15 protein-coding genes are annotated in these 15,249 nt (G+C 68.4%); 4 read left to right on the top strand and 11 right to left on the bottom strand.

Translation table 11 applies throughout. The annotated features are described in order from the left end of the window. Nucleotides 1-37: 37 nt before the first annotated feature. Together pafA and ACFC0D_RS13740 are read right to left on the bottom strand one after the other, a co-directional pair. Nucleotides 38-1,399 (bottom strand): Pup--protein ligase, encoded by a 1,362-nt coding sequence (gene pafA / locus ACFC0D_RS13745; RefSeq protein WP_137990376.1) that lies wholly within the window; start codon nucleotides 1,397-1,399, stop codon nucleotides 38-40. 9 nt (nucleotides 1,400-1,408) lie between these two features. Further along, a complete protein-coding gene (locus tag ACFC0D_RS13740) occupies nucleotides 1,409-2,731 on the bottom strand; it encodes an MFS transporter (RefSeq protein ID WP_376434458.1) in 1,323 nt (440 codons plus the stop codon). Between the two features lie 127 nt (nucleotides 2,732-2,858). Between ACFC0D_RS13740 and ACFC0D_RS13735 the strand changes: the two genes are divergently transcribed. Next, nucleotides 2,859-3,875, top strand: a complete 1,017-nt coding sequence (locus ACFC0D_RS13735) for a LacI family DNA-binding transcriptional regulator (protein WP_376434456.1) — start codon at nucleotides 2,859-2,861, stop codon at nucleotides 3,873-3,875. Nucleotides 3,876-3,950: 75 nt separating this feature from the next. Here ACFC0D_RS13735 and prcA read toward each other — a convergent pair whose 3' ends face one another. From prcA to arc, 6 genes are all read right to left on the bottom strand, one after another. After that, the gene (gene prcA / locus ACFC0D_RS13730) at nucleotides 3,951-4,721 is read right to left on the bottom strand and encodes a proteasome subunit alpha (protein WP_376434454.1); all 771 of its coding nucleotides are present in this window, start codon (nucleotides 4,719-4,721) and stop codon (nucleotides 3,951-3,953) included. Between the two features lie 44 nt (nucleotides 4,722-4,765). Beyond that, nucleotides 4,766-5,605, bottom strand: a complete 840-nt coding sequence (prcB, locus tag ACFC0D_RS13725; RefSeq protein WP_376434452.1) for a proteasome subunit beta — start codon at nucleotides 5,603-5,605, stop codon at nucleotides 4,766-4,768. Further along, a complete protein-coding gene (locus ACFC0D_RS13720) occupies nucleotides 5,557-6,156 on the bottom strand; it encodes an endonuclease VII domain-containing protein (protein ID WP_376434450.1) in 600 nt (199 codons plus the stop codon). The genes prcB and ACFC0D_RS13720 overlap by 49 nt, the downstream gene beginning before the upstream one ends. A gap of 36 nt (nucleotides 6,157-6,192) precedes the next feature. Beyond that, nucleotides 6,193-6,405 carry a ubiquitin-like protein Pup gene (locus ACFC0D_RS13715; protein WP_215071186.1) on the bottom strand — a complete coding sequence of 71 codons (213 nt, stop codon included), beginning with the start codon at nucleotides 6,403-6,405 and terminating at the stop codon, nucleotides 6,193-6,195. Nucleotides 6,406-6,566: 161 nt separating this feature from the next. Next, a complete protein-coding gene (gene dop / locus ACFC0D_RS13710; RefSeq protein ID WP_376434447.1) occupies nucleotides 6,567-8,078 on the bottom strand; it encodes a depupylase/deamidase Dop in 1,512 nt (503 codons plus the stop codon). Between the two features lie 167 nt (nucleotides 8,079-8,245). After that, nucleotides 8,246-10,012 carry a proteasome ATPase gene (gene arc, locus ACFC0D_RS13705; RefSeq protein WP_376434445.1) on the bottom strand — a complete coding sequence of 589 codons (1,767 nt, stop codon included), beginning with the start codon at nucleotides 10,010-10,012 and terminating at the stop codon, nucleotides 8,246-8,248. A gap of 254 nt (nucleotides 10,013-10,266) precedes the next feature. On the opposite strand from arc, the gene ACFC0D_RS13700 reads away from it, so the two are divergent. Next, nucleotides 10,267-10,578 (top strand): ferredoxin, encoded by a 312-nt coding sequence (locus ACFC0D_RS13700; RefSeq protein ID WP_376434443.1) that lies wholly within the window; start codon nucleotides 10,267-10,269, stop codon nucleotides 10,576-10,578. 4 nt (nucleotides 10,579-10,582) lie between these two features. Here ACFC0D_RS13700 and ACFC0D_RS13695 read toward each other — a convergent pair whose 3' ends face one another. From ACFC0D_RS13695 to ACFC0D_RS13685, 3 genes are all read right to left on the bottom strand, one after another. Continuing rightward, nucleotides 10,583-11,155: a hypothetical protein gene (locus ACFC0D_RS13695; protein WP_376434441.1), complete on the bottom strand. Its 573-nt coding sequence runs from the start codon at nucleotides 11,153-11,155 to the stop codon at nucleotides 10,583-10,585. Nucleotides 11,156-11,336: 181 nt separating this feature from the next. Continuing rightward, nucleotides 11,337-12,224 carry a tRNA (adenine-N1)-methyltransferase gene (locus ACFC0D_RS13690; protein WP_019884997.1) on the bottom strand — a complete coding sequence of 296 codons (888 nt, stop codon included), beginning with the start codon at nucleotides 12,222-12,224 and terminating at the stop codon, nucleotides 11,337-11,339. An 18-nt stretch (nucleotides 12,225-12,242) separates the two neighbouring features. Further along, the gene (locus tag ACFC0D_RS13685) at nucleotides 12,243-13,376 is read right to left on the bottom strand and encodes a site-2 protease family protein (protein ID WP_376434592.1); all 1,134 of its coding nucleotides are present in this window, start codon (nucleotides 13,374-13,376) and stop codon (nucleotides 12,243-12,245) included. 241 nt (nucleotides 13,377-13,617) lie between these two features. On the opposite strand from ACFC0D_RS13685, the gene ACFC0D_RS13680 reads away from it, so the two are divergent. Continuing rightward, nucleotides 13,618-14,532, top strand: a complete 915-nt coding sequence (locus tag ACFC0D_RS13680; RefSeq protein WP_376434439.1) for a RecB family exonuclease — start codon at nucleotides 13,618-13,620, stop codon at nucleotides 14,530-14,532. A gap of 10 nt (nucleotides 14,533-14,542) precedes the next feature. Continuing rightward, entirely contained in the window at nucleotides 14,543-15,214 is a 672-nt protein-coding gene (locus tag ACFC0D_RS13675) for a response regulator transcription factor (protein WP_137990365.1), read from the top strand. The last annotated feature ends 35 nt before the right edge of the window (nucleotides 15,215-15,249 follow it).

Here is a 15,249-nt window from a genome sequence, read left to right as displayed (position 1 = left end):
AAACGCACGGGGCCCTGGCACTTCGTACAGTGCTGTCCTACATTCCGGCGATCAGCTTTTCCACCCGGTCGTCGACCGACCGGAAGGGGTCCTTGCACAACACGGTGCGCTGTGCCTGATCGTTGAGCTTGAGATGGACCCAGTCGACGGTGAAGTCCCGCCGCTGCTCCTGCGCACGGCGGATGAAATCGCCGCGCAGCCGCGCCCTGGTGGTCTGCGGGGGCACCGACTTGCCCTCGAAGATCTTCAGGTCGTTGCAGATCCGGGCCGCCTGGCCCTTCCTCTCCAGGAGGTAGTAGAGCCCACGGCGGCGGTGGATGTCGTGGTACGCGAGGTCTATCTGCGCGACCCGGGGGTGCGACATGGTCATGTTGTTCTTCGCCCGGTACCGCTCGATGAGCTTGTACTTCATGACCCAGTCGATCTCGGTCCCGATGCGGTCGAGGTCCTCGGCCTCGATGGCGTCCAGCGTACGGCCCCACAGCTCCAGGACCTGGGCGACCGTGCCCGTACGGATGCCCCGGCGGTCGACGAAGTCGGCGGCCTTCTCGTAGTACTCCCGCTGGACCTCCAGGGCGGAGGCCTCGCGGCCGCTGGCGAGGCGGACCTTGCGCTGGCCGGTGATGTCGTGGCTGACCTCACGGATGGCCCGGATCGGGTTCTCCAGGGTCAGGTCGCGCATCACGGTGCCCGCCTCGATCATGCGGAGCACGAGGTCGGTGGCGCCGACCTTGAGCAGCATGGTCGTCTCGGACATGTTCGAGTCGCCGACGATGACGTGCAGCCGGCGGTAGCGCTCGGCGTCCGCGTGCGGCTCGTCACGGGTGTTGATGATGGGTCGGGAACGGGTCGTCGCGGAACTGACGCCCTCCCAGATGTGCTCCGCCCGCTGGGAGACGCAGTAGACCGCGCCACGCGGGGTCTGAAGCACCTTTCCGGCGCCGCAGATGAGCTGTCGGGTGACGAGGAAGGGAATGAGGATGTCCGCGAGCCGGGAGAACTCTCCGTGGCGGGCGACGAGATAGTTCTCGTGGCAGCCGTAGGAGTTTCCCGCCGAGTCGGTGTTGTTCTTGAAAAGATAGACGTCGCCGGCGATTCCCTCCTCGTGCAGGCGGCGTTCGGCGTCGACGAGCAGGCCTTCGAGAATGCGTTCGCCCGCCTTGTCGTGCGTGACCAGTTCGGTCACGTTGTCGCATTCGGGTGTTGCGTATTCCGGATGCGAACCCACGTCGAGGTACAGGCGGGCGCCGTTCCGCAGGAAGACATTGCTGCTGCGGCCCCATGACACAACACGGCGGAAGAGGTAGCGCGCCACTTCGTCAGGAGACAGTCGGCGCTGTCCCCTGAACGTGCACGTGACGCCGTACTCGTTCTCCAGCCCGAAAATGCGGCGGTCCATGTCTGAACATTACGCCTGATGGCCTGAGCTGAAACCGGGTTCGACAGCCCCGTTTCGATCATTTTCCGATGAGTGCGCGTTCTTATCGGCGTGTCCGCTGCTCCCGGTGCCCCCGCTGACGGCGTGTCGCACACTGCGGCCGGGGGCGGCGAGCACCCGCCCGGTGGCCAGGAGGACAAGGAGGGCCACGAAGCCACCGGCTCCGGCGACACCGAAGCCCGCGGTGGTTCCGGCGAGTTCGACGGCCGGCCCGGCGACCGCCGAGCCGAGGGCCGCCCCCACACCGAAGGTGGTGACGAGCCAGGAGAAGGCCTCGGTGACCGTGCCGCTGGGCGCGTGCCGGTCGACGACGATGAAGCCACACGCCAGGGCAGGGGCGAGGAAGACGCCGGAGAGCGCGGCGAGGGCCGTCATCGGCACCACACCGGGCGTCAGCATGAGCGGCAGATAGCCCAGGGCGAGCAGTCCGATGATGACCCGCAGCCGCCGCTCGGGGGCGCCTGCCCAGCGCCGTGCCCCATACAGGACTCCGCCGATCAGCGCGCCCAGGCCGAGAGCGGCCATCAGCCAGCCGTAGGCCGCTTCGTTGCCCTGGTCGTCGGCGTAGGCGAGGCCCGCGACGGTGATGGAACCGAGGGCGAGCCCGACGAAGAAGAACGAACCGAGAAGGGCCAGCAGACCGGGCGAGCGCAGGGCGCCCAGCCAGTGGGCCTCGCGGGGCTCCGAGCGCCACGCGCGCGAGGGCTCGGACAGCACGACGGAGAGCGCGCCGAGAATGCCGAGGACGTTGATGACGAGAAGCGCGGCGGCCGGCGACCAGAGGGCGACCAGCAGGGTCACCAGCAACGGTCCGACGGTGAACATGACTTCCTGGGCCACGGCGTCCATGGCGTAGGCCCGGTGCACCCGGTCCTCCCGCCCGAGCACGCTCGGCCACAGGGCACGCAGCCCGCCTTCGAGAGGCGGCGTGAAGAGCCCGGCGACGACGACGGCCGCGTAGGCGAGGACGAGGGGGCTGATTCCGGCCACGGCCAGGACGATCATGCCGAGCGCGGAGACGATCGCGGCGGGCAGCTGGACACGCGGCTGACCCTTCAGGTCGACAGCCCGGCCGAGCAGGGGCTGACCCACGGCCGTGGCGACGCCGTACGCCGCGGTGAGCCCGCCGGCCAGGCTGTAGCTGCCGCCCTCCGCCCGGGTGAAGAGCACGATGGCGATGGGCCCCGTGCCGTTCGGGAGCCGGCCGACCAGGGTGCCGGTGAGCAGCCTCAGGGCGTGCGGCGCCCTGAGGATGTCGAGATAGCCGCTGCTCTCCTTGGCCTCGCCGGCCATGTCCGTCTCCTCTCCCCCAGCGCCCCGCCCTGAGGTTTTACGTATAACTTCCTGGGTCATACGTACCATGGCGACATCCCGCGGGTCCACCCCACGGGACGGCAACCACCCCCCGCGGAGGCAACGAGTGCAGACCCCGGAACCCCCCAGCGCAGCACGGCCCACCAGCCGGGACGTCGCCAGGGCCGCCGGAGTGTCCCAGGCCACCGTCTCGCTCGTACTCGGCGACAAATGGCGCGGCCGCGTCTCCGAACGCACCGCACAGGCCGTACGGGAAGCCGCCCGAGGCCTCGGCTACCGACCCAACCTCGCCGCCCGCAACCTCCGCCTCGGACACACCAGGACCGCACTCCTCGTCGTCCCCGCACTCACCAACGAATTCTTCGCCCGCGTCTACACCGGCGCAGCCACCGTCGCCGCCCGCCACGGCTTCGGCGTCGTCCTCTACCCCTCCCCCGACGGCGTCGGCCCGGCCAAGGACCCCTTCGCCTCCGCCCGCGCCGCACTCGACGGCGTCATCGCCTCCTCCATGGCCGCCGACGCCCTCAAAGCCTTCCACGGCACCGACCTGCCACTGGTCATGCTCGACAGCGACCCCTCCGACACCGGCGCCGCCGCCCACGTCAACCTCGACATCGCCGACGGAATGCGCCAGGTCACCAGACACCTCCTGACCCTCGGCCACCGCCGCTTCATCCACCTCGCCTCGGCCGTACCGTCCTGGACCTTCGACGTACGGGCAGCCGCCCTCGCCGACGCACTGCGCGACACCTCGGTACGCACCGTGCACGCACCCCTCGACGTGGACGGCGCCCGCATCGCCGCCGAACACGCCCTTACAAGCCCCGGCCCACGACCCACCGCCCTCATCTGCGACGACGACATCCTCGCCGCCGGCGCCTGCAAAGCCGTCCGCCGACTCGGCCTGCGCGTCCCCGAAGACGTCTCCGTCACCGGCTTCGACGACCTGGCACTCGCCACCGCCGTCGAACCGGAACTCACCACCATCCGACTCCCCGCCGAACACGTCGGCGAACGCGGCATGGCCGCCCTCCTCGCCGTCCTCGCGGGCGAAACCCCCGAACCCGGCCGACTCCCGGTCACCCTGATGCCCCGCGGCTCCTCCGGACCCCCACCGTCCTGACCCCCTCCATCCTGAGCACGACGAAGCCCCGGCCCGCCGAAGCGGACCGGGGCCGAAGAACGGGCCAGGAGAGACCTAGTCCTCCATGTCGTCCAAATCATCCAGAATGTCATCCGACGGCTCGTCCGTCTTCGCGATCGCAGCGTTGTCCGCCTCCAGCAGACGCACCAGCTGACGCCCGAGGATCCGCTTGAACTTACGCTGCTGCGGGCGCGTACGGTCCAGAACCGCCACCTCGAGCCGCTCCGCGGGAATCTCCCGCTCACTGCCGTTGGTGTCCCGCGACAACGCCTGCACAGCCAGCTTCAGCGCCTCGGCGAGCGACATCCCGTCGCGGTGCCGCTGATCGAGGAAACTGCTGATCTGCTCCGCATTGCCGCCCACGGCGACCGAACCGTGCTCGTCCACGATCGAGCCATCGTGCGGCAGCCGGTAGATCTGGTCACCCTCGGGCTCCGCACCGACCTCGGCGACGACCAGCTCCACCTCGTACGGCTTCTCCCCGGCACTCGAGAAGATCGTGCCCAGCGTCTGGGCGTACACGTTCGCCAGACCCCGGGCCGTCACATCGTCCCGGTCGTAGGTGTAACCCCGCAGATCGGCGTAGCGGACACCGCCGATCCGCAGGTTCTCGTACTCGTTGTACTTGCCGGCCGCGGCGAACCCGATCCGGTCGTAGATCTCGCTGAACTTGTGCAGCGCACGGGACGGATTCTCGCCGACGAACACGATGCCGTCGGTGTACTGAAGGACGACCAGACTGCGGCCACGGGCAATGCCCTTGCGGGCGTACTCCGCCCGGTCGGCCATGGCCTGCTGGGGTGAGACGTAGAACGGAGTCGACACCGGCTACCCGTCCCTTTCTTCTGGGTTCAACGGACGACGAGTGATCAGAGCAGAGCCGCGCGAGGACCGTCGGGCTGCTCCAGGCGCCGATCGGTGACCGAGCGGGCCAGCTCCTGGGACTCTTCCTCGGTGAGCCTGCGGAATCCCTCGTCGGTGATGACGGTGACGATGGGGTAGATGTGGCGGTACAGGTCCGGGCCACCGGTCGCCGAGTCGTCGTCGGCGGCGTCGTACAGGGCCTGCACGACCAGCGTGGTGGCCTGCTCCTCCGTCAGGTCCGGACGGAAGAGCTTCTTCATCGAGCCACGGGCGAAGATCGAACCGGAACCGGTGGCGGCGAAGCCGTGCTCCTCGGAGCGGCCGCCGGTCACGTCGTAGGAGAAGATCCGACCCTTCTCCTTGCCCTCGTCCCAGCCGGCGAAGAGCGGCACGACGGCCAGGCCCTGCATGGCCATCCCCAGATTCCCGCGGATCATGGTGGACAGGCGGTTCGCCTTGCCCTCCAGGGAGAGGGTCGCCCCCTCCACCTTCTCGAAGTGCTCCAGTTCCAGCTGGAACAACTTGACCATCTCCACGGCGAGACCGGCGGTGCCGGCGATGCCCACGGCCGAGAACTCGTCGGCCGGAAACACCTTCTCGATGTCGCGCTGCGCGATCATGTTGCCCATGGTCGCCCGCCGGTCACCGGCGAGCACCACGCCACCGGGGAAGGTCGCGGCGACGATCGTGGTGCCGTGCGGCGCCTCGATGACCCCGTCGGGCAGCTTCCGGTTGCCCGGCAGCATCTCCGGCGAGTGGTCGGACAGGAAGTCCATGAACGAGGACGACCCCGGCGTCAGGAAGGCAGCTGGTAGACGCCCGGTGCTACGAGTGTTGGCTTCCACGCGTGTCCCTCCAAGTATGAGACGGCCCGCCGCAGAGTGTCGGGATCGTCTCCCAACTTGCCGATGGCCGAATTGCAGTTGAAGCACAGTACGCCACGGACCCTACCCGTCTCGTGACAATGATCAACGTGGACTGCGGGAGCGGCGAGGCAGATCGTGCAGATACCCATCTGGGAGGCGATCATCTCGTCGCGCTCGGCTTCGGTGATGCCGTAGGAACGCTTCAGGTGACCTGCGCGGCCCTGCGCCTTGCGGCACGCCTTGCATCTCGTGGAGAGGCCGTCCGAGGCGGTGGAGTTGCGATGCCACTCGCTGTGCGGCTTGACCTCACCACACTGCCGACAGAGCTTGCACCCTTCCGGCACCTCCACCTTCTCCCGAACGGCTTTGCCCTCGGCGGCCCGCCGGCTTCGGTAATGCTCGGCGCTGTAGGCGGCGACGCAGTCCCGGCATCTCGGTTGCAGACCGTCCCCGCGATTCCGATCCTTCGCGAAGCCGGTCAGCGGGATATCCCGCCTGCAACCGCGACAATGCTTTAACGCCTCGGACATCTCCCCACCCCTGAGGCTCAGCCTTCAATTCGAAGGCTACTGGCCGCCTTTTTGCACGAAACTCCGCACGAAATCCTCTGCATTCTCCTCAAGTACGTCGTCGATCTCGTCCAGCACGGAGTCCACGTCGTCGCTCAGCTTCTCCTGGCGCTCCTTGAGGTCGGAGGTCTCCTCCGCGGTCGTCTCCTCGACCTCCTCCGTGGAACGCGTCGCCTTCTGCTGTCCGCCGCCGGTGTCCTTGGTCGCCATATCCCTCACCCCGCTCGAATCGGCCCGCTCGGTTGGGTCTCTCAAGATCAGACCCTACAAGCCAGGTCTGACTTCGGCCCCGCAGTTTTGGTACAACGTCCGGGCACTAGTCCCATGATTCCCAGCGGCCGGCCATTTCAGCCGCGCCGGGCGCCACGCTCTCAGCCGCCCGAGAGGACGCGGACCAGTTCCTCCGCGGTCCTGCACCGGTCCAGCAGTTCCTTCACGTGGTTCCTGGTACCCCGTAGGGGTTCCAGGGTCGGCACCCGCTGGAGCGAGTCGCGGCCCGGGAGGTCGAAGATCACCGAATCCCAGGAGGCGGCCGCGACGTCGTCGGCGTACTGCTCCAGGCAGCGGCCCCGGAAGTAGGCCCTGGTGTCCTCCGGAGGCTTCGTCTCGGCCCTTTCGACCTCGGTCTCGTCCAGGAGCCGCTTCATGCGCCCACGGGCCACCAGGCGGTTGTACAGGCCCTTCTCGGGGCGTACGTCGGCGTACTGCAGGTCGACGAGGTGCAGCCGGGCGGCGTCCCACTCCAGGTTGTCGCGGCGCCGGTAGCCCTCCATGAGCTCCCGCTTGGCGATCCAGTCCAGTTCGCCGGCCAGGCTCATCGGATCGTGCTCGAGCCGGTTGAGGGTGTCCTCCCAGCGGATCAGGACGTCCTTGGTCTGGTCGTCGGCGTCGGCGCCGAAGCGCTCCTCGACGTACTTCCTGGCCAGCTCGAAGTACTCCATCTGGAGCTGGACCGCGGTGAGTGTCCGGCCGCTGCGCAGTGTGATCAGGTGCTGGAGCGTCGGGTCGTGGGAGACCTGGTGGAGGGTGCGTACGGGCTGGTCGACGGCGAGGTCCACGTTGATGAAGGAGTCCTCGATCATCGACAGGACCAGGGCTGTGGTGCCCAGCTTGAGGTAGGTGGAGATCTCCGAGAGGTTCGCGTCGCCGATGATCACGTGGAGTCGGCGGTACTTCTCGGCGTCCGCGTGCGGCTCGTCGCGCGTGTTGATGATGGGGCGCTTGAGGGTGGTCTCGAGGCCCACCTCGACTTCGAAGTAGTCGGCGCGCTGGCTGATCTGGAAGCCGTGTTCGCGGCCGTCCTGGCCGATGCCGACGCGGCCTGCGCCGGTGACGACCTGGCGGGAGACGAAGAAGGGCGTGAGGTGGCGCACGATGTCCGAGAAGGGGGTTTCCCGCTTCATGAGGTAGTTCTCGTGCGTGCCGTAGGAGGCGCCCTTGTTGTCGGTGTTGTTCTTGTAGAGGTGGATGGGCTGGGCGCCGGGGAGCTGGGCGGCCCGTTCGGCGGCTTCTGCCATGATCCGTTCGCCGGCCTTGTCCCAGAGGACGGCGTCGCGGGGGTTGGTGACTTCGGGGGCGCTGTATTCCGGGTGGGCGTGGTCCACGTAGAGCCGGGCTCCGTTGGTGAGGATCACGTTGGCCAGGCCGATGTCCTCGTCGGTGAGCTGGCTGGAGTCGGCGGCCTCGCGGGCGAGGTCGAAGCCGCGGGCGTCCCGCAGCGGATTCTCCTCCTCGAAATCCCAGCGGGCGCGGCGCGCCCGGTGCATCGCCGCCGCGTAGGCGTTGACGATCTGGGACGAGGTGAGCATGGCATTGGCGTTCGGGTGGCCCGGAACGGAGATCCCGTACTCCGTTTCGATGCCCATTACTCGCCGTACGGTCATGCGGCCCTCCTTGCCCGGCGGCGCTCCCCTTCGGGTGCGGCGCAACAAGTACCGACGAGCCTAGAGCGACTCCGCGCCGGTGGGGAGATCGATTCACTGTTTTGCTGAGGTGGAATACGACGGCTGCGGATGTCCGAGGTTCCGGACATCCGCAGCCGGTGTGCGATCTACAGGTACTGACCGGTGTTGGCCACCGTGTCGATGGAGCGTCCGGTGTCCGCGCCCTGCTTTCCGGTGACAAGGGTGCGGATGAAGACGATCCGCTCGCCCTTCTTTCCGGAGATTCGGGCCCAGTCGTCGGGGTTGGTGGTGTTGGGCAGGTCCTCGTTCTCCTTGAACTCGTCCACGCAGGCCTGGAGGAGGTGGGAGACGCGGATGCCCTTCTGGTTGTGGTCGAGGAAGGCCTTGATGGCCATCTTCTTTGCCCGGTCCACGATGTTCTGGATCATCGCTCCGGAGTTGAAGTCCTTGAAGTAGAGGACTTCCTTGTCGCCGTTGGCGTAGGTGACCTCGAGGAAGCGGTTCTCCTCGGATTCGGCGTACATCTGCTCGACCACGGACTGGATCATTCCGTGGGCGGCGGCCTCCTTGGAGCCCTGGTGCTCGGAGAGGTCGTCGGCGTGCAGGGGCAGCGAGGACGTGAGGTACTTCGCGAAGATGTCCTTCGCGGCTTCCGCGTCCGGACGCTCGATCTTGATCTTGACGTCGAGCCGGCCGGGTCGCAGGATCGCGGGGTCGATCATGTCCTCGCGGTTGGAGGCGCCGATGACGATGACGTTCTCCAGGCCTTCCACGCCGTCGATCTCGGCGAGCAGCTGCGGAACGATCGTGTTCTCGACGTCCGAGCTGACTCCGGATCCGCGGGTGCGGAAGAGGGACTCCATCTCGTCGAAGAAGACGATGACGGGGGTGCCTTCGCTCGCCTTCTCGCGGGCACGTTGGAAGACGAGGCGGATGTGCCGCTCGGTCTCGCCGACGTACTTGTTGAGGAGTTCCGGGCCCTTGATGTTGAGGAAGTAGGACTTTCCGGCGGGCTGGCCGGTGACCTCGGCGACCTTCTTGGCAAGGGAGTTGGCGACGGCTTTCGCGATGAGTGTCTTGCCGCAGCCGGGCGGGCCGTAGAGCAGGATGCCCTTCGGGGGCCGCAGTTCGTGTTCCTTGAAGAGGTCCGGGTAGAGGTACGGAAGCTCGACGGCGTCCCGGATCATTTCGATCTGGCCGCCGAGGCCGCCGATCTTGGTGTAGTCGACGTCGGGGACCTCTTCGAGGACGAGTTCTTCGACCTCGCTCTTGGGGACCACTTCGTAGACGTAGCCGGACCTGGGTTCGAGCAGGAGGGCGTCGCCGGGGCGGATGGTGATGTCCAGCAGCGGCTCGGCGAGCCTGACCACCCGTTCCTCGTCCGTGTGCCCGATCACCAGGGCGCGCTCGCCGTCCTCGAGGATTTCCTTGAGGGTGACGATGTCCCCGGCGCGCTCGAATTCCATGGCCTCGACCACGTTGAGCGCTTCGTTGAGCATGACTTCCTGGCCGCGCCGGAGCTCGTCGAGCTCGACGCTGGGGCTGACGTTCACGCGGAGCTTTCGGCCTCCGGTGAAGATGTCGCAGGTGCCGTCCTCGTTGGCCTGCAGGAAGACACCGAAGCCTGCCGGTGGCTGTGCGAGCCGGTCGACCTCCTCCTTGAGGGCCACGATCTGGTCGCGGGCCTCACGGAGTGTGTTGGCGAGCCGCTCGTTCTGCGCGGACACGCCGGCCAGGTTTGTCTGCAGCTCGACGATCCGCTCTTCGAGAATCCTCGTATGACGCGGAGAGTCGGCGAGCTTGCGGCGCAGGACGGCGATTTCCTGCTCGAGATAGGCAACCTGGCCGGCGGGGTCTTCAGACCCCCGCCCCGGCCGGATGCCGCGGTTGATGTCGTCGTCGTGGGCTGCCACGGTCCTCACCTCCTCCAAGGGGAGCTGGACGCTTCCTGACCCTACCTGCGTGGGTGGTGATTGAAACCCCTAGATCACAAAGACTGTCGAGGCGTGTCCGATCTTCACCCTTGCGCTTCCCCTCACGCCAGTGGAATACCCACCCATCAACATCGGAAAGCGGGCGGTTGTATCGTCGTGAGTGGTCAACACCCGTCAGGCTTGGCCGGACTTAGAAGAACGATCTCTTTCGACGCTCAGGAACGGCAGGAGACATGACCGTGCAGCACGAGGCCCCGACGACGGGCGCCGGCGAGGCGCTGGAGGTCTGGATCGACCAGGATCTCTGCACCGGGGACGGGATCTGCGTGCAGTACGCTCCCGAGGTCTTCGAGCTGGACATCGACGGGCTCGCCTATGTGAAGAGCGCGGACGACGAGCTGCTGCAGGATGCCGGGGCGACGACGCCCGTGCCGTTGCCGCTGCTCCAGGACGTGGTGGACTCCGCGAAGGAGTGCCCGGGCGACTGCATCCATGTACGCCGGGTTTCGGACAGGGTCGAGGTTTTCGGCCCTGACGCGGAGTGACTCGTCACACACTCCTCGCGTCGGCCTGGGCGGCTCGGACGAAGTTTCCGCCCCGCCAGCGCCAGCTGACGCGTTCCTGCTCGTCGGGGCAGCAACTGGGTACGTCCGGGGACGAGTAGCCGAGCAGGGTGGCGGTGACCGCCCGGTCGCGTACGGCGAGTCCTGAGACGCTTTTCTGCTCCGAGGATTCGACGAGGGTGGCGACCACGCGCGCGTCGGGGCCGGTCTTGGCGTGGGTCAGGACGTAGACGGCGTGGGGAGGTGTTCCCGATCCGGCTTCGCAGTGTACGACTGCGACGGTTTCCGGGTTTCCGTCTCCGTCGAGGTCCCCTGTGGCCCGCTGGGCGATCTTGACGGGGGCTCCGCCGCACTGCAGGGGGTAGTCGGCCGTCGTGGCGTCGGGGGCGGGCCGTGGGGCGGTCGTCCCGCTGCCCGCGGTGGTCGTGGTGGCGGTGGCGGCGCCGGGCTGCAGCAGGCCGGCGGCGGCCACGACGGCGGCCATCGCGGTCGCGGTGGCCAGCCAGTGCACCGGCCGGGCGTGGGTGTGCGCGAGGTCCGGGACGGCGGGGGGCTGCACGCGGGATGTCTCCTGTGACGGTGGTGCGGAAGGAGTTGCGGGCATCGTGCCACACGTCACAGTCGGGTGGAACAGGTGGGGTGCGGGCTGTCCGCAAAGATGCCGAACGTGAAGGTGCCGCCGTCGAGTTCCTTGCTCTGGGGCGGGAACTCGACGGCGGCGCGCGTTCGTTGTCGGGGCGTCAGCCCTTGTTGGGGCCTTCGTAGTCCTCGCCGTACGCGCCCTTGGCGGGGCGGCGGCGGCGCATGGGCGGCTCGACGCCGTCCGCGAGGCGGCGGGCGGTGACCAGGAAGCCGGTGTGGCCGATCATGCGGTGGTCCGGGCGGACGGCCAGGCCCTCCACGTGCCAGTTCCGGATCATGGATTCCCAGGGCTGCGGCTCGGCGTAGCAGCCGAACTCGCGGATGGACTCCACGGTGCGGGCGAGCTGGGTGGTGGTGGCCACGTAGCAGCAGAGGATGCCGCCGGGGACGAGGGCCTTGGAGACGGCTTCCAGGCATTCCCAGGGGGCGAGCATGTCCAGGATGACGCGGTCCACGTCGGTGTCGGACAGGTTGTCCTGGAGGTCGCCGACGGTGAGCTGCCAGGCGGGGTGCGGGCCGCCGAAGTAGCGCTCGACGTTCCCCTTGGCGATCTCGGCGAAGTCCTCGCGGCGCTCGTAGGAGTGCAGCATTCCGCTGTCGCCGATGGCGCGCAGGAGGAAGCTGCTGAGCGAGCCCGAGCCCACCCCGGCTTCCACGACGCGGGCGCCGGGGAAGATGTCGGCGAAGGCCAGGATCTGCCCCGCGTCCTTGGGGTAGACCACGGCGGCGCCGCGGGGCATGGACAGGACGTAGTCGGGGAGCAGGGGGCGCAGCGCGAGGTAGGCGACGTTTCCCGTGGTACGGACAACACTGCCCTCGGGAGCACCGATCAGCTCGTCGTGGGGGAAGGAACCCTTGTGGGTGTGGAAATTCTTCCCGGCCTCGAGCGTGAACGTGTAGTGGCGTCCCTTGGGGTCGGTGAGCTGGACCTGGTCCCCGACCTTGAAGGGCCCGCGACGGCGGGCGGCACCGGTCGGTTCGGACATGTGAACAGAGTACCGGGGTTACGCGGAGGGTCGTGCCATGGCCTTGACGAAGGCGCGTTCCACGTCGTTGGTGGAGAGCACTCCGTAGATCTCTCCGGTCTCCTCGACGACCAGGTACTCGGTGGCCGGGCTGGTGCGGAGGTGGTCGAGGAGGGGCTGGCCGGTGAGTTCGGCGGGGACCTTCATGCCGTCGGTGAGGTCCTGGGCGAGTGTGCTGACGGCGACCCAGGGTCGGCGGTGCTGGGGGACGCCGGCGATGGCGCTCTCGCGGACGAGGCCGGTGGGGCTGCCCTGTCCGTCGACGACGACCAGGGCGCGGGCTCCGGCCTCGTTGGCGCGGCGCAGGGCCTCGGAGAGCGGGGTGGTGGGTTCGACGGGGATGGCGCGCCGGGTGAGGGTGCGGGCGCGGAGTTCGGGGAGGTGCTCGCGGAGCCGGGCCATGCGGAGGCTGTTGCCGGCGCCGGTCCAGATGATGGCGGCGAGGATGGCGGCGAGCAGGGCGTCGGTGACGGTGTCCATGCCGCTGATGTCTTCGGTGGAGTTGCCGAGGGCGCCGGTGCGGGTGAGGAGGGGGAGGCCGATGAGGACGGCGACGGCGAGGGCGCGGCCGACCCAGGCGGCGGCGACGGTGCCGGCCATGGGCTTGCCGGTGATCTTCCAGATGACGGCGCGGAGCATCCGGCCGCCGTCGAGCGGGAGGCCGGGCAGCAGGTTGAAGATCGCGACGATCAGGTTGGAGATCATGAGTCCGGCGAGCAGGACGCCGGGGACGGTGCCGGGCTCGACGGCGTACAGGGTGAGGTAGAAGACGCCGGCGAGGGCCAGGGAGAGCAGGGGGCCGACGAAGGCGAGGACGAACTCGCGGCCGGGGGTCTCGCTCTCCTTCTCGATCTCGGACACACCGCCGAAGAACTGGAGCTGGATGCGGCGCACCGGGAGCTTGAAGCGGAGCGCGGCGATGGTGTGGGCCAGTTCGTGGACGAGGACGGAGGCGTAGAAGGCGATGGCGAAGAAGAGGGAGACGAGATAGCGGGCGGCTCCCAGCTCGGGCAGGACGCGTTCGATCTGGTCGCCGAAGACCCAGGTGATGAGGGCGGCGACGAGGAACCAGCTGGGGGCGACGTACACGGGCACACCGAAGGGGCGGCCCATGAGGATGCCTCCGCCGGGTTCCTCGCTGCGCCGGTTCCGGGAGTCCCCGGTGGACGGCGGTTCCGCGTCGCCGGACCGCGGCCGCTCGTTCTCGCCGCGCTGGTCGTCCTGGTTCACGGGTTCCTCTCGTAGCCTTCCGCGCGACCCCCGTCGTGCGTCACTCTTCGATCATGCAGCGTGACGGGGTCTGTCGTCGATGGTATTCGGCTCGCCGTCAGTGGCGGGTCGTAGGGTCTGTGTCATGAGTACGAGCGAGCAGCCGCCCGTGGGGGCCAGGACACCCATGTCGTTGTCGCCCTCGCGGGCGAGCGACTTCATGCAGTGTCCCCTGCTGTACCGGTTCCGGGTGATCGACAGGCTGCCGGAGAAGCCGAGCGAGGCGGCGACGCGGGGCACGCTGGTGCACGCGGTGCTCGAGCGGCTCTTCGACGCTCCGGCGGTGGACCGGACGGCGCCGCGGGCGAAGGCGCTGATTCCGGGGCAGTGGGACCGGCTGCTGGAGTCGAAGCCGGAGCTGGGCGAGCTGTTCGCGGAGGACGCGGAGGGCGAGCGTCTGGCGCGCTGGCTGGGCGAGGCGGAGCGGCTGGTGGAGCGGTGGTTCACGCTGGAGGATCCGACGCGGCTGGAGCCGGCGGAGCGTGAGCTGTTCGTGGAGACGGAGCTGGAGTCGGGGCTGCGGCTGCGCGGGGTGATCGACCGGATCGACGTGGCGCCGACGGGCGAGGTGCGGATCGTCGACTACAAGACGGGCAAGGCGCCGCGGCCGGAGTACAGCGAGGGCGCGCTGTTCCAGATGAAGTTCTACGCGTTGGTGATCTGGCGGTTGAAGCTGGTCGTCCCGCGTCGGCTGCAGCTGGTGTATCTGGGCAGTGGTGACGTGCTGACGTACGACCCGGTCGAGGCGGATCTGCTGCGGGTGGAGCGGAAGCTGCTCGCCCTGTGGGAGGCGATCCGGCTGGCGACGGAGACGGGTGAGTGGCGTCCGCGTCCGACGAAGCTGTGCGGCTGGTGCGACCACCAGGCGGTGTGTCCCGAGTTCGGGGGCACTCCCCCGGTGTATCCGCTGGAGATCCGGCGGGAGATCGTTTCCGCGCGCCCGCCGGAGTCGGACGATTCGGGGCAGGGCAGAATGGGGCCTGTCCCACCCGCGCCGTGAAGGAGTTCCTGTGGCTATCCGCGTCCTGTTGGTCGACGACCAGCCGCTGCTGCGTACCGGTTTCCGGATGATTCTGGAGGCGGAGCAGGACATCGCGGTCGTCGGCGAGGCCGGGGACGGTCTTCAGGCTCTGGATCAGGTGCGGGCGCTGCAGCCGGATGTGGTGTTGATGGACATCCGGATGCCGCGGATGGACGGGGTGGAGGCGACCCGTCAGATCACGGGTCCGGGCAGGGACGGGCCGGCGAAGGTGCTGGTTCTGACGACCTTCGATCTGGACGAGTACGTCGTGGAGGCGTTGCGGGCGGGGGCCAGTGGCTTCCTGCTGAAGGACGCGCCGGCCAATGAGCTGGTGCAGGCGATCCGGGTGGTCGCGGCGGGTGAGGCGATGCTGGCCCCGTCGATCACGCGGCGTCTGCTGGACAAGTACTCGGCGCATCTGCCGTCGGGCGACGAGCAGGTGCCGGACACGCTGAACACGCTGACCGAGCGTGAGGTCGAGGTGTTGAAGCTGGTGGCGCGGGGTCTGTCGAACGCGGAGATCGCGGCGGATCTGTTCGTCAGCGAGACGACGGTGAAGACGCATGTGGGCCATGTGCTGACCAAGCTGGGGCTGCGTGACCGTGTGCAGGCGGCCGTGTATGCGTACGAGAGCGGCCTGGTGCGCCCGGGCGCGCAGTAGCGGACGGCACGGGGCATACGGAGAGGGGCCCGGCA

The organism is Streptomyces sp. NPDC056222, assembly GCF_042264065.1.
In the GTDB taxonomy this organism is placed as follows: domain Bacteria; phylum Actinomycetota; class Actinomycetes; order Streptomycetales; family Streptomycetaceae; genus Streptomyces.
This window is presented reverse-complemented; position numbering and strand designations above follow the sequence as displayed.

What these genes read in the sequence shown, in the direction of transcription:
- ACFC0D_RS13700 (WP_376434443.1), top strand. Translation starts at nt 10,267, where the DNA reads ATGACCGTGCAGCACGAGGCCCCGACGACGGGCGCCGGCGAGGCGCTG.
- ACFC0D_RS13685 (WP_376434592.1), bottom strand. Translation starts at nt 13,376, where the DNA reads ATGGGCCGCCCCTTCGGTGTGCCCGTGTACGTCGCCCCCAGCTGGTTC.
- ACFC0D_RS13715 (WP_215071186.1), bottom strand. Translation starts at nt 6,405, where the DNA reads ATGGCGACCAAGGACACCGGCGGCGGACAGCAGAAGGCGACGCGTTCC.
- ACFC0D_RS13690 (WP_019884997.1), bottom strand. Translation starts at nt 12,224, where the DNA reads ATGTCCGAACCGACCGGTGCCGCCCGCCGTCGCGGGCCCTTCAAGGTC.
- ACFC0D_RS13720 (WP_376434450.1), bottom strand. Translation starts at nt 6,156, where the DNA reads ATGTCCGAGGCGTTAAAGCATTGTCGCGGTTGCAGGCGGGATATCCCG.
- ACFC0D_RS13680 (WP_376434439.1), top strand. Translation starts at nt 13,618, where the DNA reads ATGAGTACGAGCGAGCAGCCGCCCGTGGGGGCCAGGACACCCATGTCG.
- ACFC0D_RS13740 (WP_376434458.1), bottom strand. Translation starts at nt 2,731, where the DNA reads ATGGCCGGCGAGGCCAAGGAGAGCAGCGGCTATCTCGACATCCTCAGG.
- pafA (WP_137990376.1), bottom strand. Translation starts at nt 1,399, where the DNA reads ATGGACCGCCGCATTTTCGGGCTGGAGAACGAGTACGGCGTCACGTGC.
- dop (WP_376434447.1), bottom strand. Translation starts at nt 8,078, where the DNA reads ATGACCGTACGGCGAGTAATGGGCATCGAAACGGAGTACGGGATCTCC.